Raw genomic sequence first — 23,843 nt, 5'->3', positions numbered from 1 at the left:
CGCGCCCGATCAGAGGCCACGCCTTGTGCCGTCTGCCGCATGACCCGCATCGCAACGGACCCCGTAATCCGCCGCCTTCAGCGATCACGCAAGGCGGTGGCGGCCTCCTCGGCGATGATCGCCTTCCAGTCGGCGATGCGCTCCGGCGTCGCCTCCGGGGCGTGCACGGCGATGGAGAGGGCGAAGCTGGGTATGTCCGTGCCGCTGCGCACCGCCATGCCCAGGCCATAGACCGAGGCATAGGCCCGACCGTGGCTTTCGGCGAAACCGTCGAGATTGGCCTGCGTCACGGCGGTGCGGATGCTCTCGGTCGTGAGGTCGTTGTAGCGGTGAAGCTGCGGCTCGACGCTGGACAGCACCCGTTCCACCGCCTCATCGCCCATCGCGGCCAGCAGCGCGGTCGCGCCCGCGCCGACACCCAGCAGGCGGCGTTGCCCCACCTCGACCGGGATCGCCCGGATCAGCGCCCGGCCCTCGGCCTTGTGGACGCAGACCGCCTCGATCCCCGAACGCCGCATGAGATAGGTGGTGACATTCGCCCGCAGCGCGATGCGATCGGCGGCGGCGGTCAGCGGCACCATGCCGAGCGCGCGGTCGGTCACGGCAAGGCCCAGCTCGTAGCTCAGCATCCCGATCTCGTAGCGGCGCGTCGCGCTGTCATAGGCGACCAGCCCCTCGTCCGTCAGGCATTTGAGGATCCGGTGCGCCGTCGACCGCGACAGGCCCACGGTTTCCGAGATCTCCCGCAGGGTCGAGGCCCCGGCGTCGCTGGCGCGCGCGATGCAGCGCAGCATCTCGGCTGCGCGGCGGATCGCCTGGGTTCCATCCTGAGTCACCGCATCCCCATTGTCCAAACTGTCCGAACCTTGTCGCACGCGGACCGGGGGCGGGCAATCACCCCCCGGCGGCGAGGCGGCGCAGATCCGGCTTCTGCACCTTGCCGACGGCATTCATCGGCAGGCTGGCCATCAGCCGCAGCTCCTCGGGGAATTTCTGCCGCGCCAGCCCCTGCCCTTCCAGATGCGCCGTCATCGCCGCCATGTCGAAGGCAGCGCCGGGCGCGGGCACCACGAAGGCCACGACCATCTCGCCGCGCTCGGGGTCGGGGCGGCCGACAACGGCGCAGGCCGCCACATCCGGGTGACGCATCAGCGCGTTCTCGATTTCCAGGGGCGCTATATTCTCGCCCTTGCGGATGATGATGTCCTTCTTGCGCCCGGTGATGACCAGATAGCGCCCCTCGACCCACGCCCCCAGATCGCCCATGCGGAAGAAACCGTCCCCGGTGAAGGCGCCTTCGTCGTCGGCGGGGTCCAGATAGCCCGCCAGCATCTGCGGCGCGCGCACGGTGATCTCGCCCTCGACCAGCGTCACCTCGCAGGTCGCCTCGCCGTCGGTATCAGCATGGGCCTCGGCCTCGGCCCGGGTGCGCAGGCCGGGGCAGATCAGCGGCACCTCGGACGAGCCGAAGGCGCGCGAGACCACCGCGTTGGGAAATTGCGCGAGCCCGCGCCGCACCAGTTCGGGCGGTACGCTGGCGCCGCCGCAGATGAACCGGGTGAGCGAGGGCAGGCTGCTGTCCGCCCGCCGGGCCGCGTCGATCAGCCCGGACAGGAACGGCGTGGCCCCGGCGATGAAGGTCAGCCCCTCGGCGTCGATCAGGCGCACCGCGCGGTCGGGGTCCCAGGCATCGTCCAGCCGGGCGATACAGCCCGTAGCCCAGGGAAACTCGAAGGCATAGAGCATCCCGCCGATATGCCCGACCGGCGAGGGCACATGCAGCCGGTCCTGCTCGGTGATGCCCCAGAACCCCGCCGCGTGGCGGATCAGCGCATCCATCGCGTCAAGGGTGTGGATCACGCCCTTCGGCGAGCCGGTGCTGCCCGAGGTGAAGATCACCAGCTTGGCGTCGGTGCCGGGCGCGGGGTCAGGCGTGCCGGGCGCGTGGGACAGCAGCGCCTCGAACGCCCCCTCGGCGCGCAGGGTCACGACATGCGGCGGGCGATAGGTCAGCGTCGCGACCAGCGCGCGGTGATCGGTGCCCCGCCACTCCCCGGGGATGAACAGCGCCTCGACCTGACAGGCGTGCAGGATGTGGTCCAGCTCGGCCCGGCGGAAGATGGTCAGCAGCGGCACCACCCGCCAGCCGAAGAGCGCGGCGGCCAGGTTGATGACGCAGGCTTCCCACCAGTTCGGCAGCTGGAACGCCACCACCGCGCCCCGGCGCAGCCCCCGCGCCTGCATCGCACCACCCAAGGACAGCGCCATGTCGAGCATCTGGCGCCGGGTGAAGGAGCGGCTGCCGTCGGTCACGATGATCCGCTCGGGCTCGGCCGCCGTCGCCTCCAGCGCGACGCGGGCCAGACCGGGGCCGGCGGGCGGGGCGGGGCGCAGGCCGGCCAGCGCCTTCAGGCGAAAGTCGAGCGGTGTCACGTGCGCTCCCTCCGGGCCCTGAGCGCCGCGACGCGGGCGCGATGCGCTTGGGTGCGCAGGCTCAGTGCCTCATAGGCTAGCCCGGGGTCCAGCAGCGCATGGGCCAGGCGCTTGAGTTCAAGGTTGATCGTGACCTTGGTCCAGCGGATCGCCTCGGTCGCGCCCGAGAGCAGCCGGTTGCAGAAGGCCTCGACCTCAGCGTCCAGTTCCGCATCGGGGACGACGTGGTTGATGAGGCCGATCTCGGCGGCGCGGCGGGCGGTCAGCAGATCGCCGGTCATCAGGAATTCCTTGGCGCGGTTGAAGCCCACCAGCTGCGGCCAGATCACCGCCCCGCCATCCCCGGCCACCAGCCCGACGCCGACATGCGGATCGCCGATCTTCGCGCTTTCGGCGACGAAAGTCACATCGCACAGCAGGGCCAGCGTCGCCCCCAGACCGACTGCATGGCCATTCACCCGCGCGATCACCGGCTTTTCGATGTCGAGCAGCGCGAAGACCAAGAGCTTGGCGTCGCGCACCTCGGCCTCGAAGAGCGCGGGCTCGGCGATCATCCGCTCCATCTGCTCCAGATCGCCGCCGGCGGAAAAGGCCCGCCCCTCGCCGGTCAGGACGATCACATCCGATCCCGCATCGCGCGCGGCAAAGGCGAAGGCGTCGATCAGCTCGCGATGCAGCTGCGTGTTGACCGCGTTCAAGACGTCAGGCCGGTTGAACGCGATGGTCAGCAGCCGACCGGCGCGGGTCAGCCGCAGGGTCTGCAGCGCTGGCAGGTCGGTCATGACACCCCCCAATAGTTATCGGCAAAGGCGCGCAAGGCCGCCGACGGCCCGCCCAATGCGGTCCGCAGCATCTTTGCGCGATAGGTGAAACGGTGCAACGGATGCTCCAGCGTCAGGCCCATGGCGCCCATGAACTGATGCAGGTCGTAGATCATGCGCAGGGCCGCGTTCTGCGCATGTCCCAGCGCCAGCGCCGCATCGCCGGTGCCGCCGGTCTGCGCGGCCCTGAGCACCATCCAGCGCGCGGAATCGAGCTGCACCGCATCTGCCGCCAACCGGTGCTGCACCGCCTGGAAGCTGCCCAGCGGACGGCCGAACTGCTGGCGGTCGCGGACATGGGTCAGGACCGATTCGAGGCCGCCGGTCAGGGCGCCGACCAGCTCGGCCGCCAGCGCGACCTGCCAGCGCGCCCGCACCATCGCCGGGTCCGGCGCCAGATCGCGCCAGTCCAGCGCGCCCGTGTCGATCGCGCCGACCGGAAAGGCAAAGATCGTCTCGCCCGGCGTGACCGCGCTGTCGGGCAACAACGCCGCGCGCGGCCTGTCGCCCAGCCAGATCACCGAGCGCGCCTCCGGGGCGAAGCGCACCACGCGCGCTTCCCCGTCGATCACCGCACAGGGGCGCGGCAGGTCCATGTCCAGAAGCGGCAGCAGCAGGGCCGAGGCCGCGCATTCTACCACCACCGGCCGCGCGGCGATCCGCATCACCAGCTCGGCCGCCGCGACCGGGCCCAGGGTCTCCTCCCGCGCGGCGTCGAAGAAGCCGTTCTCCGTCAACGTGGCATCCAGCGCGGTGCCATAGTCCCATCGGCCCCACTCGGCAACGGTGCGGAACTCGCTGGCCTCAGCCCCCAGCATCTGGTCGAGCGCCGCGTTGAACATCTGCTGGTCGTCGTTGAAGGCAAGGCGCATCGGTCAGGCCCCCTTGGGCAGCGCGAGCCGGCGCTGCGCCACCAGATTGAGCTGGATCTCGGCGGCCCCGGCGGCGATGCCGGTGACGATGGCGCGCTCGTGATGCGCCAGCAGGGCGGGATGGCCATCGCCGTGATAGCACTCAGGCAGGAATTCCATCCCGAAATCGTTGACGGCGTTGTCGGCCGCGATCACCGCCAGCCGCGCGGTGCTGGCCTCGGCGGCGATCCCGCGGGCGCGGGCGTCGATCACCGCATAGACCAGCAGCCGGGCGGCATCGCAGGCCGCGGCGGCTTCGGCCGCGCGCAGCCGCACCACCGGATCGGCAAAACCGGCACGCGCTTGCAGCAGGCCCACCATGTCGTCCAGCACCTGCCGGGCCAGCGCATAACGCGGGATGCCCACCCGCTCGTTGGCCAGCGCGGCCGAGATGATGGTCCAGCCCTGCCCCGGCTCGCCCAGCCGGGCGCTGGCCGGGACCCGGACATCGGTGAAGAACACCTCATGGATGTCGCCGTGGCCGATCAGGCTGGGGATGGCCCGCACCTCGATCCCGGGGCTGTCCATCGGCACGAGGAAGACCGCGATCCCCGCCTTGCCCGCCTTCTCGCCGCCGATCCGCACCAGCAGGAAGCAGGTTTCGGCCATCCCGGCATACGAGGTCCAGATCTTCTGCCCGTTCAGCACATAGGTGTCACCGTCGCGGTCCGCGCGCGTGCGCAGGCTGCCAAGGTCCGACCCCGCGCCGGGCTCCGAGAACCCCTGGCACCAGATCGCCCGCCCCTGCGCCATCGGCGGCAGATAGCGCGCCTTCTGCGCCTCGCTGCCGAATTGCATCAGGACCGGCCCGATCCAGTTGACGTTCATGTATTGCGGCCCGCGCGGCTCGCCCGCCGCCCACATTTCTTCGCCGAGGATGAAATGCTCCCAGACCGTGCCGCCCTGCCCGCCCCATTCGCGCGGCCAATGCGGCACCAGCAGGCCGGCCTCGGCCAGTTGCGGGCAGAAGGACAGGCTGAAGAGCGTCTGCTCGCGCGACCCCGGCCCGTGCCGCGCGATCACCTGCCAGTCGGCGGGCAGCGCGGAGGCCAGCAGCGCCCGTATCCGGGCCCGATGGGTGCGATCCTGTTCCGTCCAGGCAAACTCCATTGGTACTTTCCCGTATTCTGAGACGATTTTCGTGAGGAACATATCTGAATTGTCAGGCGCAAGCTGTCAATCCGAAAGATATTGACCCGTGTATGGGCAAAAAGCTAGGGTGACCGCGCGGGATCGGCCAATCTTGCCCGATCCACACAGAGTTTGAATGTCCACAATATGAGACAAATGGGATAGCCAAGCCGCATGGACCTGACCCCTTCCCCCGACGATCACCGCTTTCGCCAGAGGGCGCGCGACTGGCTGGGCGCCAATGCGCCCCGCCACCGCGCCCCGGCCGGGGGCGCGGGCGCGCGGCAGGCCGCGACGGCCTGGCTGGCCCGCTGTCACGCGGCGGGTTGGTCGGGGCTGGCCTGGCCGCGCGACTGGGGTGGGCAGGGCCTCTCTGCCGACCGGCTGCTGATCTGGTACGAGGAATACGCCCGCACCGGCGCCCCCTCGCCGCTGGATTGCACCTTCGTCGGCCTGCATCACGCGGGGCCGACGCTGATCGCCTTGGGCAGCGAGGCGCAGAAGGCCTTCCACCTGCCGCGCATCCTGCAGGGCCAGTCGATCTGGTGTCAGGGCTTTTCCGAGCCCGGCGCCGGGTCGGATCTGGCCAGCCTCAGGACCTCGGGCCGGGTCGAGGGCGACATACTGGTGGTGAATGGCCAGAAGATCTGGTCCAGCTATGCCGAGGATGCGGATTATCAGGAACTCCTGATCCGTACCGAGCCCGGCTCCGCGCGGCATCGCGGGCTCAGCTGGGTCATCTGCGACATGCGCGCGCCCGGCATCACCGTGCGCCCGATCGCCAACATGGCGGGCGAGACGCATTTCGCCGAAGTGTTCTACGACGATGTGCGCATCCCCCTGTCCAATGTCGTGGGCGGGCTGCACAACGGCTGGGCCACGGCGATGACCACGCTGGGGTTCGAGCGCAAGACTGCCGCCATGGCGCTGCAACTGGACCTTTCGGTACGGGTGGAGCGGCTGATCGCCGAAGCCGGCGCGGCGCCCGGTTCGGCCTTGGCCGAGACGCTGGCCGATCTGCGCGCCGAGGCGGCGGGCCTCAGGGCGATGACCTGGCGCAGCGTGCTGCGCGAGGGGGGCACGCCCTTTGACGGCTCGCTGGTGCGGCTGACCTTTGCTGAGCTCGCGCAGCGCGTGCACCGGCTGGCGGCTGAACTGCTGGGGCCGGAGAGCCTGCTGCAGGGGCCGGTGATGACCGATTATTTCGAGTCCTATTCGGAAACCATCGCTGGCGGCACCGCCGAGATCCAGCGCAACATCATCGCCGAGCGCATCCTCGGCCTGCCGCGCGAGGGGCGGGCATGAACCTCGACCTGAGTGACGAGCAGAGCCAGATCCTCGATGCCGCCGAGGCCCTGCTGCAGGCCGAATACCCGCTGTCGCGGCTGCGGTCGGGCGCGGCGGAGGATCTGACCCGGCTGGTGGAATTCGGCCTCTTCGGGCTGGGACTGGCCGGTGAGGACGGCTCCGACCTGCTGACCGAGGCGCTGCTGCATGCGCGGCTGGGGCGGCACCTGCTGACCCCCTCGACGCTGGCGGCAGCCGTTGCCGCGCGGCTGGCCGCGCAGGCCGGGGACGATGCCTTGGCCAGCCGGATCGCCGACGGAGCCCTGCCCGTCTCAGCCGGCGTGGCGACGGGCGGCGACCTGCTGCTCTGCGACGCGCCGGGGGCCACGATGGCGGTCTGGCGCGAGGGCGACACACTGCGCTGGGGCCCCTGCGACAGTGGCGCGGCGGCACCCCCGGCCGGCGGCGGCCTGCCGCTGACCCGCACCCCCCGCCCGGCCGGGGCCGCGACGGCCCCCTCGGCGCCCTGGCAACTGCTGGTCGCCGCGCAACTCCTCGGCACGGCCGAGGCCGCGCTCGACCTGTCGGTCGCCTATGCAAGGACGCGCGAGCAATTCGGCCGCCCCATCGGCGCGTTTCAGGCGATCAAGCACCATTGCGCCGATATGGCGCTGGGGGTGGCGATGGTCTCGGCGCAGCTCGACTTCGCCGCGCTGGCGCTGGAGGCCGGGCAGGAGGATGCCGATTTCCAGATCGCCGCCCTCGCCAGGCTCGCCCCCCGCATCGCGCTGCGCAACGCGCGGATGGCGATCCAGATCCATGGCGGGATCGGGTTTTCCGACGAAGCCGACGCGCATCTGATCCTCAAGCAGGCGCATCGGCTGGGTCAGCTGCTCCTGCCCGCCGATCTGATGGCGCTGGACGCCCCCCTCACCCCCCTGAACAGGAGTTCCTGATGCGCGTCGCTCTCATTACCGGGATGTCCAGCGGCATCGGCCTGGTCACGGCGCAGGCCTTTCTGCGCGCGGGCATCGCCGTGGTCGGCGTCGCCCGCGATCCCGACAAGATGGCAAGGGCCGAGGCCGCCTGCGCCGACCTGCCCGCGCCGCTGGCCACGCTGGTCGCGGATGTCACCGCCGAGGACACGCCCGACCGCGCGGTCGCACTGGCGCTGGAGCGGTTCGGGCGGCTGGATCATCTGGTGAACAACGCGGGCGTCGGCAGCCCAAAACCCGTGCATGAAACCGACGACGCGATGTTGGACCAGTTTCTGGACCTGATGCTGCGCGCGCCCTTCCGCATGATCCGCGCCGCCCTGCCCGCCTTTTCGACCCCGGCCAGCATCGTCAACGTGTCCTCGACCTTCGCGCTGGTCGGCGGGTTGCGGGGCGGGGCCTATTCCGCGGCCAAGGGCGGGCTGAACGCGCTGACGCTGCATCTGGCGGCGCAATACGGCGCCTCGAGGATCCGCGCGAATGCCGTGGCGCCGGGCGTGGTGCCGACGCCGATGACCGAACACCGCCTGCAGAACGAGGCCTTTCGCCGGATGAACACCGAGATGACCCCCAGCCACCGCGCCGGCACGGCCGAGGACGTGGCGCAGGCGATCCTGTGGCTGTCGCAACCGGCCTCGGGCTGGATCAACGGGCAGGTGCTGGCGGTGGACGGCGGCTGGAGCAGCACGAAATACCTGTCCGAGGCCGCCCTCAGCGCGGTGCGCGTCGAATGATCCCCGCCGCGCTCAGCCCCCTGCGCCTGCCCGCGATTGCCGCGCCGATGTTTTTGACCTCGGGCCCCGATCTGGTGGTCGAGACCTGCCGCGGCGGGGTGGTCGGCAGCTTTCCCGCCCTGAACCAGCGCAGCACGCAGGGCTTTTCCGACTGGCTCGACCAGATCGCGGAACGCCGGGCGCCGGGCGATGCGCCCTACGGTGTCAACCTGATCGTCCATCGCTCGAACCCCCGCCTTCAGGCCGATCTGGAGGTCGTGGTGCGCCACAAGGTGCCGCTGGTCATCACCTCGCTGGGCGCGGTGGTCGAGGTGGTTCAGGCGGTGCAATCCTATGGCGGGCTGGTGTTTCACGACGTGATCGGCCGCCGCCACGCCGAGAAGGCCGCCGCAGCCGGGGTTGACGGGCTGATCGCCGTCGCCGCCGGGGCGGGTGGTCACGCCGGGACGCTCAGCCCCTTCGCCCTGCTGGCCGAGCTTCGCGCGGTGTTCGACGGCTGTCTGGTGCTTTCGGGCGCGATCAACACCGGCGCGCAGATCGCCGCCGCCCGGCTGATGGGCGCGGATCTGGCCTATCTGGGCACGCGGTTTCTGGCCACGCGCGAGGCGATGGTGGCCGAGGGCTACAAGCAGATGGTCGTGGACAGCCGGGCCGAGGACATCCTCTATACCCCCAACATCTCGGGCGTGAACGCCAATTTCCTGCGCCCCTCCATCGTCGCGGCCGGGCTGGACCCCGAGGCGCTGCCGCCGCATGGCACGCTGGACATGCAGACCGAGGCGAAGGCCTGGAGCCGGGTCTGGTCGGCCGGGCATGGCGTCGGCGGCATTCACGACATTCCGGGGGCGCGGGCGCTGTGCGACCGGCTGGCGCAGGAATACCGCGCGGCCATGGCGCAGGCCGCGGCCAACCCGTTCGGAGGGGGCGCATGAAGGTCTTCGAGGCGCTGGCGCGCTGGCTGGCCGAAACCGCCGAGACGCCGCTCTTCGGCGTGGTGGGCGATGCCAACGCCTATCTGGTGGACGACTTCAAGCACCGCTTCGGCGGCGCCTATGTCGCCGCCGCCAGCGAGAATGGCGCGGTGCTGATGGCGATGGGCGCGGCGATGGTCTCGGGCGGGACGGGCTTTGCCACCGTCACCCACGGCCCTGCCCTGACCAATTGCGTCACCGCGCTGGCCGAGGCCGTGAAGTCCAACACGCCGCTGGTGCTGCTCAGCGGCGCGGTCAAGGCCGCGGACCGCGAGAACCTGCAGGCCATCGACCAGCGCGCGGTGGTCCTGTCCAGCGGCGCCGGGTACGAGCGCCTGCATGCGCCCGCCACCGCCCTGGCCGATCTGGCCCGCGCCACCCGCCGCGCGCGGGCCGAGCGTCGGCCGGTCGTGCTGGACATGCCCGCCGATCTGCTGTGGGAGGCTGCGGACTGGCGCCCGGCCAGCGCCCATGTGCCTGAGCTGCCGCCGGGCGAGCTGACCGGCGAGGCGCTGGACCATGCCATCGGCATCATCGCCGCCGCCCGCGCGCCGGTGGTGCTGGCCGGACGCGGCGCGATTGGCGCGCGCGAGGCGCTGATCCGGCTGGCGCAGCGGATCGACGCGCCGCTGGCCACAACGATGCGGGCGAAATCGCTGTTCGCGGGCGCGGATCATGTGCTGGGCATCCACGGCACCGTCAGCACCCCCGCCGCCGCCGAGGCCCTGGCGCGCTGCGATTGCCTGATCGCCTTTGGCGCCAGCCTGAACTTCCACACCACCGCGCAGGGCGCGTTCCTGCGCGACCGGCGCATCATCCAGATCGCCGACCGGGCCGAGGATCTGGGCCGCAACGCCACCGCCGATGTCGCGATTCTGGGCCGGTCCGAGGATGTGGCGACGACGTTCCTGCACTGGCTGGACGAGGCCGAGATCCCGGGCTCGGGCTTCACGCAGACCCTGCCCGCGCAGGGCCTCGACAGGCCGCCCCCGGCGGTTGCGCGCGATCCCGGTCCGGGCGCGGTGGATTTCCTGACCACTTTGCAACAACTCGACCGGATCCTGCCAGCCGAGCGCACGCTGATTACCGATGCCGGGCGCTGGATGGTGCGCAGCTATGCGCAGTTGAGCGTCCCGGGCCCGCTGGATCATGTCACCACCGCCAGCTTCGGGTCGATCGGTCTGGGCATGGGGGCCGCCATCGGCGCCGCCGCCACCCGGCGCGACCGGACGGCGGTGCTGGTCTGCGGCGACGGCGGCTTCATGCTGGGGAACCTGACCGAATTCCACACCGCCACGCGCGAGACGCTGGACCTGATCGTCGTGGTCTTCAACGATGGCGCCTATGGCGCCGAGCATATCCAGTTCGTGGAAAAGCAGCGCGACCCGGCCATCGCGCTCTTCGACTGGCCCGATTTCTGCACCGTCGCCCGGGCCTTCGGGGCCGAGGCTTTGCGGGTCTCGTCCCCCGAATCACTGGCGGCGCTGCCCGCGACGCTGGAGGCGCGCGACCGGAGCCGGCCGTTCCTGATCGACGTCCGCCTCAATCCCGATCAGGTCGCCATGTGGTAGGGGATCGGTCCCAACATGCGGGACCAATTATCCCACTATACGGAACACTTTTGCCCTCGGCGTTCAGCATGTGAGGGGGCGGATGGGTAGTTTTCGCACCGAAAACCCCAGAATCAGGCAATTTCCGGGAATTATCGTGCCCGCCTCGGCCAAACCACGCCAAATCCATCGCCAAGACGTGTTTCTGTTTGTTCACATCGTAGGATATGCTAGCGTCGTCGAACGCAGCAGGGAGAGCTGCATCGGGATCTATTTTCGGGTTGGGAGGAAGACATGACGCGTTCAACAGGGAAGGTCTGCGTGGCGGTTCTGGGGCTGGTTCTGTCGGCCACGCCGGGACTGGCGCAGGATTGGCTCGAGGGGCTGGAGCCGCGGGTGCTGCGGCTGGCCGATTTCTCGGGCAACGAGACGGCCAATTTCGGCCGCGCCATGGTCGCCTGGGAGCAGGAGATCACCGAGTTCACCCAAGGCCGCATCACATTCGAGAATTACTGGTCCTCGTCATTGCTGAACGCGACCGGAACGCTGAGCGGGGTCAGCGACGGGGTGGCGGATATCGGGCTGATTATCCCCACCTATTACCCGCAGGATCTGCCGGTCGCCGCCTGGCTCTTCGGCATGGGGGCGGCGCTGTCCGGCTCGACCGTGCATGACGTTGCCGCGGGCGGCGCCACGGCGCTGGAAACCCTGCTGACCCTGCCCGCCGTGACCGAGGAATACGCGGGACATAATCTGGTGGTGCTGCAGGGCACCTCGACCCCGGCCTATAACCTGTTGTGCAACAAGCCGGTCAACTCGCTGGCCACGGCGCAGGGAATCCGCGCGCGGGCCATCGGCTCGGTCTGGTCCTCGACCGCCGAGGCTTTGGGCATGACCCCGGTCTCCATCGCCTTCAACGAGGCCTATGAGGGGCTGCAACGCGGCGTCTTCGACTGCATGGTCATCAACCCGAACCAATACGTCGACGGGCTGACGCTGCGCGACGTGGCGCCCGAATATGTGCCGGTGACCTTCGCGCAATTGCAGGCCTCGACCTGGGTGATGAACCTCGACACCTGGAACAGCTTCCCGGTCGAGTTGCAGAACTTCATCATCGGCGCCAACGCAAGGGCTGCGCAGGCCATCTGGCAAGGCTACATGCGGATCGAGGCCGCGGCGGGTGAACTGATCGCCTCGGGCGGGGTCCATACCAACGACGTGTCCGAGCTGGAGCCGGTCGCCGCCGCGCAGCGCGCGGAATACGTGGCGGCGATGGCGGGCAACGCCCCGGCCGCGGTCGGCGACGCGCAGGCGGTGATCGACGCCTATCTGGCGCGGATCGCCTATTGGACCGGCGTGCTGGAGGAACAGGGCATCCCGGTGGCCGAACGCACCCCCGAAGCGATTGTCGAGGCCTTCCGGGTTCTGGGCGATGTCGACCTCGAACCCTTCATCGCCCGGTTCAACGATGAGGTCCTTCCCGGCCTGATGATCCAGTGACATCCTGCGCCGCCGCCCGCCTTCCGGCGCGGGCGGCGGCGCCGTTACCCCCGTGTCCGCTCCGATAGGCCGCATGATGACCCTTGCCGACCCGCCCAGCCCCTGGCCGATCCGGATGATCGACCGGCTCAGCGCGTTCTTTCTGCTGCTGGCGGGGCTGGCCATGGGGTTGATGGTGGCCACCGTCGCCGTCGATGTCATCGGGCGGACCCTGTTCAACCGCCCGCAACCCGGCGCGCTGGAGATGACGGCGCAATGGTGGATGCCGATGCTGACGCTGCTGGCGCTGGGGCATGCCGAGCGGATGGGCGAGCAGATCCGCGTCACCATGCTGCTCGACAGTCTCTCGCCCCGGATGCGGGGCGCGGCCGAGGCGATCTTCGCGCTGGTCGCCGCCGCCTTGCTGGTCCTGCTGGCCTGGTATTCGCTGCAAGAGGCGCTGCACGGCGCCCAGCTGCGCCGCACCACCGCCTCGCAACCGCCGGTGCCGATCTGGCCCTTCGCCTTCGTCGCCGTCGCCGGTCTGACGATGCTGGCGCTGCAATATCTCGCCACGGCCTGGCGCGGTTTCCATTCTGCGGCGCGGGCGTGAGCGGATGACGGGCTCTCCACCCGCCGCCCGGGGCCGCATCGGCCTGTGGATCTTTGCCGGCGTACTTCTGGCCTCGGTCTTGGTCGGCGCCGCCATGCTGGGCCTGTCGCTGTCGCGGCAGACCATCGGCATTCTGGTGATCGCGCTCAGCATCCTGCTGCTGCTTCTGGGCCTGCCGGTCGGCATCGCCATGCTGGGCGCGGGCCTTCTGGGCCTTTACGCGATGAACGGGCCGCGGGTGGCGATCTCGACCATGAAATCCGTCGCCTATGACAGCACGGCGTCGTGGTCCTACAGCGTGATCCCGATGTTCATCCTGATGGGCATGATCCTGTGGAAGACCGGCCTCACCTCGGCCGCCTATGACACGGCGCGGCGCTGGCTGGGCTGGTTGCCCGGCGGTCTGGCGGTGGCCACGAATTTCGCCGGGGCGATTCTGGCCGCGTCGAGCGGCAGCACCATCGGCATCACCTATGCGCTGGGGCGCGTCTCGATCCCCGAGATGCTGAAATCGGGCTACCATCCGCGCCTCGCCGTCGGCTCGGTCGCTGCCGCCGGCACGCTGGGACAGATCATCCCGCCCTCGCTGCTGCTGGTGATCTACGCCGGGGCCGCGTCGGTCCCGATCGGGCCGCAATTGCTGGCGGGGATCGTGCCGGGCATCCTGCTGGCAATCGCCTTTGCCACGACCATCATCGGCTGGGCGATCCTGTTCCCCGCCTCGGCCCCCCGCCAGAGGGGCGAGCCGGGCGGCTGGCCCGCGCGGTTGCGCTCGTTGGCGGCGGTCGCGCCGGTGGCGCTGATCGTGCTGATCGTGGTGGGCGGGCTGTTTCTGGGCGTGGCCACCGCGACCGAGGCCGGGGTGTTCGGCATGCTGGCGGCGCTGATCTTCGGTGTCCTGCACCAGCGGCGACAGGGGACGGGCTGGCGCGCCATCGGCCGGTTGCTCCGCGACTCGGCGGTGGGCACGCTGACCGGGACCGCCGCCATCTTCCTGCTGATTATCGGCGTTGCGGTGCTGTCGCGGGTCATGGCCCTCAGCCAGGTGCCCAATGCACTGGCCGGGCTGATCGTCGGGTCCGAGCTGGGCAGGATCGAGCTGCTGCTGATCCTGATCCTGGTCTACATGGTGCTGGGGATGTTCATGGATACCCTGGCCATGATGCTGCTGACGATCCCGGTCCTGCTGGTGCCCCTGCAGGCGGTGGGCGTCGATCCGCTGTGGTTCGGCGTCTTCCTGGTGGTGATGGCCGAGGTCGGCCTGCTGACCCCGCCCCTGGGGATCCTGGCCTTCATCGTGCATCGCATCGCCGACGACCCAGAGACCAATCTCGGCCGGCCGATCAGCCTGACGACCGTGTTTCAGGGCGTGGCGCCCTTCGCTGCCACCGCCTTGGTCGTGCTGGTCGCGCTGATCCTGATGCCGGGGCTTGTGACCTGGCTGCCGGGCGCCAGTCTGGGCGGCTAACAGGCTCCCGAGGGGCTCGGTCGCGTGGATCTTCCGGCGCGGACCGGCTGCTTGCCGGGCGGGGCGCCTTCGACCTCAGGGCGCTTTGATCCGGGGAAATTCCCCCGTTTGACGCGGGAGCTTTCCGGTCCACTTTTCCCGGCCTCGAAACAATGTTCGACAACGGCGATCCCTGGGGAGACGCGATGTTGCGCGGTGACGACCGAGAATTGCCCCTGACACCAAAAAAGGGCACTCGCGCACCGCGCTTCAACGTGGCGCATGGGCCGGTGCCGGATGCCCGGTCCGTGATGACCGCTGCGTTGCTCAGGGCCTGCGGCCCTTCATCCTTGCCGATCCGGATGGCAACGGGGAACGATGTCGGCGAACCGCTCTGACCGGCCAGAGGCGCACCCGTTTGACAGGGCACGTCTCCACCGCTAATTCTCGTCTTGCGGTTCAAGCCGCCTCCGGACCCGCGGGAAGGGCAGAGCCCCCTTGATCGAAGCCTGTCAGGTTTCCAGACCTTTGTGCTGCCGGTTTGCGGGTCGTCGGCGTTCCATCGCACGGAGGTTTGCATGCACACCCTTCCCGACAGACCGAATCCCGACCAGCTGAAGCGGCAGGCAAAGGAGCTTCTCGCCGCCTTCCGTTCCGGCGATGCCGCCGCGATCAATCGGTTCCGGGCCTCGCTTCCGGCCGCTGCGGGCCAGCCGGATGACGCCATCCGCAACGCCGGATTCCGGCTGCACGACGCGCAATCCTGCCTCGCCCGCGAATACGGCTTCCCCTCCTGGAGCGCGATGGCGGCTTTCGTCGACACCGCCCGGCTGCGGGATGAGGATGCGACCACGCGCCGAACCGCGTTTCTGCGGGCCCTTCATGCGGGCGACATCTGCGGCGGCATGGACAACCCCCGCCCGTCACATGCCGCCCGGCTTCTCGAAACATACCCGGATGTCGCGCAGGGCTGCGCGGTCACCGCCTGCGCCACCGGCGATATCGCGCAGGTGCGGCAGGCGATTGCCGAGGACAGCACATGGATCAATCGCCCGGCCGGGCCGCTGGCCTTGCCACCGCTTCTGGCGGCGACCCATTCGAGCCTGATCGGGAATGAAGCCTTCCGCCCCCGGATCGTGGAAACCGTGCGCCTCCTGCTCGCCTCCGGCGCTGATCCGAACCAGCGGGTCGGCAGCCGCTGGCCGCCCGCCTCACTCGCGGCACCAGACGAGCGCACGCCGCTCTCCGCGCTCTACGGCGCTGCGGGGCGCAACCATGATGCGGCGTTGACGGCGCTTCTGCTCGAGGCCGGTGCCGATCCCGATGACGGCGAGTCGCTCTATCATTCGCTCGACGGTCCGGCCTGCACGAGGCTGCTGCTCGAAGCGGGCGCCACGGTGACCGGGACGAATGCCCTTTTCCGGGTTCTGGACATGGACGACGTTGCCACGCTCCGGCTGCTGCTCGACCATGCCAGAGAGGCGCCGGAACTGGATGACGGACGGCTGCTGTTCTGGGCGATACGCCGGCGGCGCTCGCCCGCGCATATCCAGGCCCTGCTCGACGCAGGCGTTTCGGCATTGGCGCGAACAGAGGCAGGTCTTTCGGCCGCGCAGCTGGCACTGCGCTACGGGCTGCCAGCCGTTGCGGCGCTGCTGGGCGACCATGGGGCGCAGGTGTCGTCCCCGCGCGACGAGCAATTCATCGCCGCCTGCGCAGGGGCCGACGCCGACGCGGCCCGGCGCATCCTCGCGGCGGAGCCGGACCTGCTGTCCCGGCTGGATCAGGCAGATCTGCGCCTGCTGCCGGAACTTGCCGCCGCCGGAGCCTCGGATGCCGTGCAGGTCATGGTATCCCTTGGCTGGCCCGTCGAGACATGCGGCGGCGACTGGAACGCGAGCGCACTGAACCACGCGGTTTTCCGAGGAGACCGTGCGATGAAGGAATTCCTGCTGACACACGGGGCATCCTGGCGGGCGCAGCACGGGTTCGGCGACGATGTCTCGGGCACGCTGGGCTGGGCCTCGCTGAACCGCCCGGAACCGGACGGCGACTGGGTGGGCTGCGCCGAGGCCCTGCGCGCTCATGGCATGCCCGCAGTTCAGCGAGACCCCGGCGACCCGACAACGATGTTGCTTGAAGGGCGGCCGCGACGGTTTTCCGAGGACGTCGCGGCCTGCCTGTCGGGGGAAGAGGAGACGTTGCAGTAGCGCCTCTCAGGCGGTCCAATCCGGCGCAACCGATGCGGCGATACTCTGGTCCAGCGCCTCGAAGTCATTGAGGCCGATGGTGTCGTACAGCTCCTTTCGGGTCTGCATCTCGGGGATCATCGCGGTGGTCGCCCCGTCGCGGGCAAGCGCCGCGTAGAGCCGCTCCTGCGCCTTGTTGGCCACGCGCAGCGACGAGACCGGCCAGATCACCATGTCATAGCCCAGTTCCTCGAACTCCTGCGCGGTCAGCGCCGGGGTGCGGCCGAACTCGGTCATGTTGGCCAGAAGGTTGACCCCGGGCAGCGCGGCGCGGACTTCCCTGAACATCTCGACCGAGGTCAGGGCCTCGGGAAAGATCGCATCGGCTCCGGCCTCGATGTAGAGCTTGGCGCGGGCCACGGCCCCCTCGACCCCCTCGGACGCCGCCGCATCGGTGCGGGCGATCACCACCAGATCCCGCGCGGCTTTCGCCGCAGCCGCGACCTTGGCCGCCATATCCGCCGCCGAGGCCAGTTTCTTGTCGTTCAGGTGCCCGCATTTCTTCGGCAGAAGCTGGTCCTCCAGATGCACCGCACCGGCCCCCGCCTCTTCGAAGGCGCGCACCATATGCATGACGTTCAGCGCCTCGCCATAGCCGGTATCGCCGTCGACCAGCAGCGGCAGACCCGAGGCGCGGGCGATCTGACGGATGAAGAACGAGACCTCGTCGATGGTGATGATGCCCAGATCGGGCAGCCCCATCGACGCGGACATCGCCGCCCCCGACAGGTAGAGCGCCTCGAAGCCTGCGGCCCTGGCCTGCAAGGCGGCCTGACCATTATGGGCGCCGGGGAGCCGCAGGATCCCCGGCTCGTTCAGCGCGCGGCGGAACCGCTTCCCGGCGCTTTCCACCGGCAGGTCATCGGCAATCAGATAGGTCATGGCATCACTCCGCAGCGGCTGACAGGGACAGGCCGCGCTTGTCGAGCGGTAGGAAGGCCCGGTTGTCAGGGCCGGTGTAATTGGCCGAGGGGCGGATGATCTTGTTATCCTCGCGCTGCTCGATCACGTGGGCCCCCCAACCGGCAGTGCGCGAGATGACGAAGACCGGCGTGAACATCGCCGTCGGCACCCCGAGCAGGTGGTAGGAAACGGCGGAATACCAGTCGAGGTTCGGGAACATCTTCTTGGCATCCATCATCACCGCTTCGATCCGCTCGGCGATGGCGAACATCTTCGTCGCGCGCGCCTGCTCCGACAGCGCGCGGGCGACGCGCTTGATGACCACATTGCGCGGGTCCGAGACGGTATAGACCGGGTGCCCGAAACCGATCACGACCTCCCTGCGCTCCATCCTCGCCCGGATGTCCGCTTCGGCCTCATCGGGCGTGGCATAGCGCTTCTGGGTCTCGAAAGCGGCCTCGTTTGCCCCGCCGTGCTTCGGTCCCCGCAACGCGCCAATGGCCCCCGTCACCGCCGAATAGACATCCGATCCGGTCCCGGCGATCGAACGCGCGGTGAAGGTCGAGGCGTTGAATTCATGCTCGGCATAGAGGTTCAGCGTGGTCTGCAGCGCCCGCACGTGCTCGGCCGAGGGCGCCTTGCCGTGCAGCAGGTGCAGGAAATGCCCGGCGATGCTGTCGTCTTCGGTTTCCACCGCGATCCGCCGGCCGTTCTGGGCGTAGTGATACCAGTAGAGCAGCATGGAGCCCTGCACGGCGATGAGCCGGTCGGTGATGTCGCGCGCCCCCGGCGTGTTGTGATCCGCCGCTTCGGGCAGCGCGCAGCCCATCGCCGAGACGCCCGAGCGCAGCACATCCATCGGATGGGCCGCGGCCGGGATCGCTTCCAGCGTCTCGCGGACCACCTTGGGCAGGCCGCGCAGGCCCCGGAGTTTGCCGCGATAGGCCGTCAGCTCGGCCGCATCGGGCAGGTGCCCGTGGATCAGCAGATGCGCCACCTCCTCATAATCGCAGGCCTCGGCCAGATCGAGGATATCATAGCCGCGATAATGCAGGTCATTGCCGCTCTGCCCGACCGAGCAGAGCGCGGTATTGCCCGCCGTGACGCCCGAAAGCGCCACGGATTTCTTCGGTTTTCTGACATCACCGCTCATTGTGCCCTCCAGTCAAAGATGCCACGGGGACGCGGGGCGCCGAGCCTGTCGGCATCGACGGCGAAGGTGAGCTGCCCCAGATCGCCCGCCTTGAGGTCGGCCAGACCCTCGGCCACATCGAGGAAACGCTGCTGCTCGGACGCGCTCAGCACGCCTTCCGAAAGGGTCAGGAACTTGCGCACGTAATTCGCGCGCACGAAGGGGCGCGCGCCGTCGGGATGCGCATCGGCGAGCGCCAGTTCGTCGACGATCCGGGAGCCGTCATCAAGCGTGACCGTGACCCGCCCGCCGAAGGCCTTTTCCTTCGGATCACGGGCGTGATAGCGGCGCGTCCATTCGGGATCCTCGGCGGTCGAGATCTTGTGCCAGAGCGCCACGGTCGAGGGCCGCTGCGCGCGCTCGGGGGCATAGCTTTTCTCGTGGTGCCAGCCACCATCCTCCAGCGCCACCGCGAAGATATACATGATCGAATGGTCCAGCGTCTCGCGGCTGGCGCCCGGATCCATCTTCTGCGGATTCTTGGCGCCGGTGCCGATCACGTAATGGGTGTGGTGCGAGGTTTCGATCAGGATCGACTGCACCTGTGACAGATCGCCGATCTTCGGCCCCATCCGGCGCGCAAGGTCGATCAGCGCCTGGGATTGGTACTCGGCTGAATGCTCCTTGGTATAGGTGTCGAGGATGGCGCGCTTGGCCTCGCCCGGTTCGGGCAGGGGAACGTGGTAAACCGCTTCCGGCCCAGAGAGCAGCCAGGCGATGAAGCCGTCCTCCCCCTCCCAGGCGGGGTTGGGCGCACCTTCGCCCCGCATCACGCGGTCCACCGCCTCGATCGCCATTTTGCCCGCGAAAGCGGGGGCGTAGGCTTTCCAGCTGGAAATCTCGCCCTTGCGGCTTTGCCGCGTGGTGGCGGTGACATGCAAGGCCTGCTGGATCGCCTGATAGATCATCGCCACCGGCAGCTTCAGCGCCGTGCCGATCCCGGCGGCGGCTGACGGCCCGAGATGGGCGATATGGTCGATCTTGTGCTCGTGCAGGCAGATGCCCTTGACCAGATCGACCTGGATCTCATAGCCGGTCGCCAGCCCGCGGATCAGGTCGGCGCCCGACAACCCGCAATGCTGCGCGACCGCGAGGATCGGCGGGATGTTGTCGCCCGGGTGCGAGTAATCGGCGGCCAGGAACGTGTCGTGAAAATCCAGTTCCCGCACCGCCGTGCCATTGGCCCAGGCCGCCCATTCCGGGCTGACCCGGCTCTCGGCCGGCATCCCGAAGACAGTCGCGCCGGGCGCATAGGGGTGGCACAAAGCCTGCGCCCGGGCCGAGGCCACCGGACGGCGCGCGACCGAGGCGGCCGCGACCGCGGCGTTGTCGATCACCCGGTTGACGATCATCTCCGCCACGTCGGGCTCGACCGCGACCGGATCGGCGGCAACCTCGGCGATCTTCCAGGCCAGCTGGTCTTCACGGGCCAGATGTTCGGCGGATCTATACGTCCGCAGCTCATGCGTCTTCATGCCGTCTCTTCCTTCCTTGAGGGATTGTCAGTGAGGGCGCGTGGGCGCCCGGATGCATCCACCGCCACCATTTCGAACTGGCCGTTCAGGGCGTCGCGACGGGTGCCGGTGCTCGCCTCCTCGACAACGCCGGTGACGGCCACGCTCAGAGAGCTGCGGCCTAGGCGGGTGATCTCGGCCCGGAGTTCCAGAAGCTCGCCCACCCGGACGGGCGTGGTGAAATTCACCTGCTCGGACCGGGCCATGACCACCGCCCCCCGCACCCTGCGGGTCGCGGCGACAAAGGCGGCCCGCGCCATCAGCGACAGCGCAGTGCCGCCGAACAGCGTGCCATAATGGTTCGCCTGTTCGGGAAAGATCATTTCGACCATCACGGTCTGATCGACTGGTTGCTGAGACATCCGGGCTCCCTCTGCCGGCCTTGGGGAACCGGACTTCGCAAACTTGGCAAAGGGAGCTTTCCACTATGGATGTCTCGCGATAAACTACTGAAATAGCGTAGTATTGCGGATGTTTGCTCTGCGAATTGCGAATGTTGCGAAGGGTCGGGGAATGAAAAAGCCATTCATGGGCGTCCGCTTGCGCCGCCTGCGCGAAGAGCGCGGCATGACCCAGGCCGCGCTTGCCCGCGCGCTGGAGATTTCGGCGAGCTATCTCAACCAGCTGGAGCGTAACCAGCGTCCGCTGACCGTGCCGGTGCTGTTGAAGCTGAACGCCGTCTTCGGGCTGGATGTGCAGCTCTTCTCCGAAGCCGAGGAGGCGCGGCTGATCCCTGATCTGCGGGCGGCACTGGCCGATCAGGGGGCGGGCGCATCGCTGGCCGAGGTGCGCGAGATCGCCGCCAACATGCCCGGTGTCGCCCGCGCCATCATCGCCACGCACGCGCGACTGCGTGAGAGCACCGAGCGCATGGACCTGATGAACGGGCGCATCACCGGCGAAGTCGGAGCCGGGCCTGCCCCTTTCGAGGCGGTGCGCGACTGGTTCTATGAACAGCGCAATTATGTGCCGACCCTGGACGAAGCGGCCGAGAGCATCGGGCGCGGCTTGCGCCCGGGCCGGATGGCCGAGGGGCTGACCGACCGCCTCGCCGGACGCCATGGCATTCGCGTGGCATTGGAGGACGGTCCCGGTGCCTTGCGCCGCTTCGACGCCGCCGCATCCCTGCTGCATCTGTCGGCGCGGCTGACCCCCGGTCAGCGCGCCTTCCAGATGGCAACACAGATCGCGCTCTTGGAATCCGGAGACGAGATCGACCGCCTGACAGCCGAAGCCGGCATGGAAACCGACGAAGCCCGCGACCTGCTGCGGATCGGCTTGGCCAACTACCATGCCGGGGCGCTGATCCTGCCCTATGGCGCCTTCCTCGAGGCGGCGGAAGCCGAACGCTACGACATCGAATTGCTCGCCCGACGTTTCGGCGTGGGGTTCGAGACGACCTGTCACCGGCTCTCGACCTTGCAGCGGCCGCAGGCGCGGGGCGTGCCGTTCTTCTTCATCCGGGTGGACCGGGCGGGGAACATCTCGAAACGGCAATCGGCCACGGATTTCCATTTCAGCCGGATCGGCGGCTCCTGCCCGCTGTGGAATGTCTATGAGGCCTTCTCGCGCCCCGGCGAGGTGCTGACGCAGGTCGCCCAGATGCCGGACGGTCGCAGCTATCTCTGGGTTGCGCGCACGGTGAGCCACGGCGCGGGCGGATACGGCGCGCCGGTCAAGCGTTTCGCCGTGGCGCTCGGCTGCGATCTGGCCCATGCCGAGCGGCTGGTCTATGCGCGCGGGCTCGATCTGAAGAATCCCGGCCTCGCCACGCCGATCGGCGCCGGGTGCAAGATCTGCGACCGACCCGCCTGTCCGCAGCGCGCCTTTCCGATGGCAGGACGCCCCCTGCGCCCTGACCCCAACCGCTCGCGCTTTGCGCCCTATTCCAGCTCCGACGCCAAAGGCTGACGGCAAATGCCGCCGCCCGGTGGGGCGGCGGCAATCGGACCCGATCTATCTGTTACCGCTCACTCGGCCGCGAACTGATTCATCGTGTTGGCCGAACCGCCTGCCTTGAGCGCGCGTGCGCCGCCGACCATTTCCTTGAAGCTGTCGCCCAGATCCGAGCCGACCTCGCGCTGGTGCTTCACCGCCGAGATGCCGCGGCGGATCTCCTCGCGCTGGACGGTGGCAACATAGGCCAGCATCTTGTCCTCGCCGAAATAGCCGCGGCTGAGGTCGTCCATCGACTTGGCGGTGAGGTGGAAGGTCGGCAAGGTGATGAGGTTGTGGAACACCCCGGCCCGCGCCGCGATATCGGTCTGGAACGCCCGCAGCCGCGCTTCCGCCTCAAGGCCCAGGTCGGTGGCGTCGAAATCGGGTTTCATCAACGCGCTTCCGGCGGGATAGTCGCCTTCGGCGATCCTGCCCTCGGCGATCCACTGGGCGCGGACCTGCTTGCGCAGGTTCAATGTCCAGTTGAAGCTGGGCGAGTTGCTATAGGTGAGCTTGGCGCCCGGTGCCTTTTCGCGGATCTCCGCCACCATGCCGGCGATCTCGTCGACATTGGGCGTGTCGGTCTCGATCCACAGCAGATCAGCGCCGCCTTCGTTCAGGGAGGCGATGCAATCCTCGATCACGCGGGCGCGGCCAGTGCCTGCCTTGAAGGGAAACAGCCCGTTGGGCAGGCGGCGCGGCTTCACGAATTCGCCGCCCTGATAGAGCGCCATCTCGCCTTCGCGGATCGGATTGGCCTCGGTGATCTGCTCGGTATCGAGCCATTTGACATAGTCGGAGGCCAGATCGCCCGGCCGGGCCGAGACCGGCACTTTCTGGGTGAGACCGGCGCCGAGGCTGTCGGTGCGGGCAACGATCACGCCGTCATCCACACCCAGCTCCTCGAAGGCCAGACGGCAGGCGCGCAGCGTCTCGATGAAATCCTCGCGCGGGACCGTGACCTTGCCATCCTGATGGCCGCATTGCTTGGCATCGGACACCTGGTTCTCGATCTGGAGCGCGCAGGCCCCGGCCTTGATGAGTTCCTTCGCCAGCAGATAGGTCGCATGTTCGTTGCCGAAGCCCGCGTCGATATCGGCGATGATCGGCACCACATGGGTTTCGAACCCGTCGATCGCGGCGATCGCCTCGGTGGTGGCCGCGCGCAGGTCCTTGAACAGATCGTTCAGCGCCACCTCGTCGGCCTGCCGCAGCGAGGTGTAGATTTCCTCGATCAGATCAGCGACGGCGGTCTTTTCATGCATCGACTGGTCGGGCAGATGGCCCCAGCGATTGCGCAGCCCGGCAACCATCCAGCCGGAGAGGTAGACATAGGTCCCCTTGGCGGTGCCGCGCAGCCGCTTGACGGACTTGATCATCTGCTGGGCGTGGAAACCCGACCAGCAGCCCAGCGATTGGGTGAATTTCGACGCGTCGGCATCATAGGCGGCCATGTCGGCGCGCATCACACGGGCCATCTCGCGGGCGATGTCGAGATGCGTGTCCCCGGTATTCTGCCGCTTGAGCTGCACGATGTCATCGACGGAAACGCCGCCGGATGTGCGCCCTTCCGGGTAGCGGGCCAGCGCTTCCGCGTGCAAGTCGGCATAGGTCCTGCGTTGTGCCATGGTCTGTCTCCTGTGTGGCAGATGAAAGGCGGCGCCCGGTATCTCAG

Annotated in this window: 20 protein-coding genes; 10 read left to right on the top strand and 10 right to left on the bottom strand. The window is 68.8% G+C overall.

From position 1 onward, the window contains the following. Positions 1-77 precede the first annotated feature (77 nt). Genes DDE23_RS05095 through DDE23_RS05075 form a run of 5 tightly spaced genes read right to left on the bottom strand, consistent with a single transcriptional unit; the run spans position 78 to position 5,275 of the window. Entirely contained in the window at positions 78-836 is a 759-nt protein-coding gene (locus tag DDE23_RS05095) for an IclR family transcriptional regulator (RefSeq protein ID WP_238149905.1), read from the bottom strand. 58 nt (positions 837-894) lie between these two features. Then, on the bottom strand, positions 895-2,433 hold the full coding sequence (locus DDE23_RS05090) for an AMP-binding protein (protein ID WP_107750673.1): 1,539 nt from the start codon (positions 2,431-2,433) through the stop codon (positions 895-897). After that, complete coding sequence (locus DDE23_RS05085; RefSeq protein WP_107750674.1) at positions 2,430-3,215, bottom strand: enoyl-CoA hydratase/isomerase family protein; 786 nt, start codon at positions 3,213-3,215, stop codon at positions 2,430-2,432. Before DDE23_RS05085 ends, DDE23_RS05090 begins: the two co-directional genes overlap by 4 nt. Further along, positions 3,212-4,126 (bottom strand): acyl-CoA dehydrogenase family protein, encoded by a 915-nt coding sequence (locus DDE23_RS05080; RefSeq protein ID WP_107750675.1) that lies wholly within the window; start codon positions 4,124-4,126, stop codon positions 3,212-3,214. Before DDE23_RS05080 ends, DDE23_RS05085 begins: the two co-directional genes overlap by 4 nt. 3 nt (positions 4,127-4,129) lie before the next feature. Continuing rightward, a complete protein-coding gene (locus DDE23_RS05075) occupies positions 4,130-5,275 on the bottom strand; it encodes an acyl-CoA dehydrogenase family protein (RefSeq protein WP_107750676.1) in 1,146 nt (381 codons plus the stop codon). 195 nt (positions 5,276-5,470) lie between these two features. Here DDE23_RS05075 and DDE23_RS05070 point away from each other — a divergent pair, with 195 nt between their 5' ends. The 9 genes from DDE23_RS05070 to DDE23_RS05030 all read left to right on the top strand — a co-directional run bounded on the left by DDE23_RS05070 (position 5,471) and on the right by DDE23_RS05030 (position 16,582). Next, positions 5,471-6,601 (top strand): acyl-CoA dehydrogenase family protein, encoded by a 1,131-nt coding sequence (locus DDE23_RS05070; RefSeq protein ID WP_107750677.1) that lies wholly within the window; start codon positions 5,471-5,473, stop codon positions 6,599-6,601. After that, the gene (locus DDE23_RS25685) at positions 6,598-7,539 is read left to right on the top strand and encodes an acyl-CoA dehydrogenase family protein (protein WP_107750678.1); all 942 of its coding nucleotides are present in this window, start codon (positions 6,598-6,600) and stop codon (positions 7,537-7,539) included. The genes DDE23_RS05070 and DDE23_RS25685 overlap by 4 nt, the downstream gene beginning before the upstream one ends. Beyond that, positions 7,539-8,312, top strand: coding sequence for an SDR family NAD(P)-dependent oxidoreductase (locus DDE23_RS05060; RefSeq protein ID WP_107750679.1), 774 nt, complete (start codon positions 7,539-7,541; stop codon positions 8,310-8,312). The genes DDE23_RS25685 and DDE23_RS05060 overlap by 1 nt, the downstream gene beginning before the upstream one ends. Then, positions 8,309-9,244, top strand: a complete 936-nt coding sequence (locus DDE23_RS05055) for an NAD(P)H-dependent flavin oxidoreductase (RefSeq protein ID WP_107750680.1) — start codon at positions 8,309-8,311, stop codon at positions 9,242-9,244. Before DDE23_RS05060 ends, DDE23_RS05055 begins: the two co-directional genes overlap by 4 nt. Then, entirely contained in the window at positions 9,241-10,854 is a 1,614-nt protein-coding gene (locus DDE23_RS05050) for a thiamine pyrophosphate-binding protein (RefSeq protein ID WP_107750681.1), read from the top strand. The genes DDE23_RS05055 and DDE23_RS05050 overlap by 4 nt, the downstream gene beginning before the upstream one ends. A gap of 273 nt (positions 10,855-11,127) precedes the next feature. Beyond that, complete coding sequence (locus DDE23_RS05045; protein WP_107750682.1) at positions 11,128-12,333, top strand: C4-dicarboxylate TRAP transporter substrate-binding protein; 1,206 nt, start codon at positions 11,128-11,130, stop codon at positions 12,331-12,333. A gap of 73 nt (positions 12,334-12,406) precedes the next feature. Beyond that, positions 12,407-12,925, top strand: coding sequence for a TRAP transporter small permease subunit (locus DDE23_RS05040; RefSeq protein WP_202863216.1), 519 nt, complete (start codon positions 12,407-12,409; stop codon positions 12,923-12,925). Positions 12,926-12,929: 4 nt separating this feature from the next. Then, positions 12,930-14,393 carry a TRAP transporter large permease gene (locus DDE23_RS05035; RefSeq protein ID WP_107750683.1) on the top strand — a complete coding sequence of 488 codons (1,464 nt, stop codon included), beginning with the start codon at positions 12,930-12,932 and terminating at the stop codon, positions 14,391-14,393. Positions 14,394-14,950: 557 nt separating this feature from the next. Beyond that, the gene (locus tag DDE23_RS05030) at positions 14,951-16,582 is read left to right on the top strand and encodes an ankyrin repeat domain-containing protein (protein ID WP_107750684.1); all 1,632 of its coding nucleotides are present in this window, start codon (positions 14,951-14,953) and stop codon (positions 16,580-16,582) included. 6 nt (positions 16,583-16,588) lie between these two features. Here the strand turns inward: DDE23_RS05030 and prpB are convergent, their stop codons facing one another. Genes prpB through DDE23_RS05010 form a run of 4 tightly spaced genes read right to left on the bottom strand, consistent with a single transcriptional unit; the run spans position 16,589 to position 20,592 of the window. Then, complete coding sequence (gene prpB / locus DDE23_RS05025) at positions 16,589-17,503, bottom strand: methylisocitrate lyase (protein ID WP_107750685.1); 915 nt, start codon at positions 17,501-17,503, stop codon at positions 16,589-16,591. 4 nt (positions 17,504-17,507) lie between these two features. After that, positions 17,508-18,677: a bifunctional 2-methylcitrate synthase/citrate synthase gene (gene prpC, locus DDE23_RS05020; RefSeq protein ID WP_107750686.1), complete on the bottom strand. Its 1,170-nt coding sequence runs from the start codon at positions 18,675-18,677 to the stop codon at positions 17,508-17,510. Continuing rightward, a complete protein-coding gene (locus DDE23_RS05015) occupies positions 18,674-20,191 on the bottom strand; it encodes an MmgE/PrpD family protein (RefSeq protein WP_107750687.1) in 1,518 nt (505 codons plus the stop codon). The genes prpC and DDE23_RS05015 overlap by 4 nt, the downstream gene beginning before the upstream one ends. Then, positions 20,188-20,592, bottom strand: a complete 405-nt coding sequence (locus tag DDE23_RS05010; protein WP_107750688.1) for an acyl-CoA thioesterase — start codon at positions 20,590-20,592, stop codon at positions 20,188-20,190. Before DDE23_RS05010 ends, DDE23_RS05015 begins: the two co-directional genes overlap by 4 nt. 151 nt (positions 20,593-20,743) lie before the next feature. Between DDE23_RS05010 and DDE23_RS05005 the strand changes: the two genes are divergently transcribed. After that, entirely contained in the window at positions 20,744-22,141 is a 1,398-nt protein-coding gene (locus DDE23_RS05005; RefSeq protein WP_107750689.1) for a short-chain fatty acyl-CoA regulator family protein, read from the top strand. 59 nt (positions 22,142-22,200) lie between these two features. Here DDE23_RS05005 and DDE23_RS05000 read toward each other — a convergent pair whose 3' ends face one another. Further along, a complete protein-coding gene (locus DDE23_RS05000) occupies positions 22,201-23,796 on the bottom strand; it encodes an isocitrate lyase (RefSeq protein WP_107750690.1) in 1,596 nt (531 codons plus the stop codon). Between the last annotated feature and the right edge of the window lie 47 nt (positions 23,797-23,843).

Source organism: Pararhodobacter aggregans (genome assembly GCF_003075525.1).
Lineage (GTDB): Bacteria > Pseudomonadota > Alphaproteobacteria > Rhodobacterales > Rhodobacteraceae > Pararhodobacter > Pararhodobacter aggregans.
The sequence above is the reverse complement of the archived record's forward strand: the minus strand, read 5'-3'. Positions and strand labels throughout refer to the sequence as shown.

Coding starts and splice junctions, on each gene's coding strand:
- DDE23_RS05075 (WP_107750676.1), bottom strand. CDS start 5,275: ATGGAGTTTGCCTGGACGGAACAGGATCGCACCCATCGGGCCCGGATA.
- DDE23_RS05015 (WP_107750687.1), bottom strand. CDS start 20,191: ATGAAGACGCATGAGCTGCGGACGTATAGATCCGCCGAACATCTGGCC.
- DDE23_RS05030 (WP_107750684.1), top strand. CDS start 14,951: ATGCACACCCTTCCCGACAGACCGAATCCCGACCAGCTGAAGCGGCAG.
- DDE23_RS05055 (WP_107750680.1), top strand. CDS start 8,309: ATGATCCCCGCCGCGCTCAGCCCCCTGCGCCTGCCCGCGATTGCCGCG.
- DDE23_RS25685 (WP_107750678.1), top strand. CDS start 6,598: ATGAACCTCGACCTGAGTGACGAGCAGAGCCAGATCCTCGATGCCGCC.
- DDE23_RS05050 (WP_107750681.1), top strand. CDS start 9,241: ATGAAGGTCTTCGAGGCGCTGGCGCGCTGGCTGGCCGAAACCGCCGAG.
- DDE23_RS05080 (WP_107750675.1), bottom strand. CDS start 4,126: ATGCGCCTTGCCTTCAACGACGACCAGCAGATGTTCAACGCGGCGCTC.
- DDE23_RS05005 (WP_107750689.1), top strand. CDS start 20,744: ATGAAAAAGCCATTCATGGGCGTCCGCTTGCGCCGCCTGCGCGAAGAG.
- prpC (WP_107750686.1), bottom strand. CDS start 18,677: ATGAGCGGTGATGTCAGAAAACCGAAGAAATCCGTGGCGCTTTCGGGC.
- DDE23_RS05035 (WP_107750683.1), top strand. CDS start 12,930: ATGACGGGCTCTCCACCCGCCGCCCGGGGCCGCATCGGCCTGTGGATC.
- DDE23_RS05070 (WP_107750677.1), top strand. CDS start 5,471: ATGGACCTGACCCCTTCCCCCGACGATCACCGCTTTCGCCAGAGGGCG.
- DDE23_RS05010 (WP_107750688.1), bottom strand. CDS start 20,592: ATGTCTCAGCAACCAGTCGATCAGACCGTGATGGTCGAAATGATCTTT.
- DDE23_RS05045 (WP_107750682.1), top strand. CDS start 11,128: ATGACGCGTTCAACAGGGAAGGTCTGCGTGGCGGTTCTGGGGCTGGTT.
- DDE23_RS05000 (WP_107750690.1), bottom strand. CDS start 23,796: ATGGCACAACGCAGGACCTATGCCGACTTGCACGCGGAAGCGCTGGCC.
- prpB (WP_107750685.1), bottom strand. CDS start 17,503: ATGACCTATCTGATTGCCGATGACCTGCCGGTGGAAAGCGCCGGGAAG.
- DDE23_RS05060 (WP_107750679.1), top strand. CDS start 7,539: ATGCGCGTCGCTCTCATTACCGGGATGTCCAGCGGCATCGGCCTGGTC.
- DDE23_RS05085 (WP_107750674.1), bottom strand. CDS start 3,215: ATGACCGACCTGCCAGCGCTGCAGACCCTGCGGCTGACCCGCGCCGGT.
- DDE23_RS05040 (WP_202863216.1), top strand. CDS start 12,407: ATGATGACCCTTGCCGACCCGCCCAGCCCCTGGCCGATCCGGATGATC.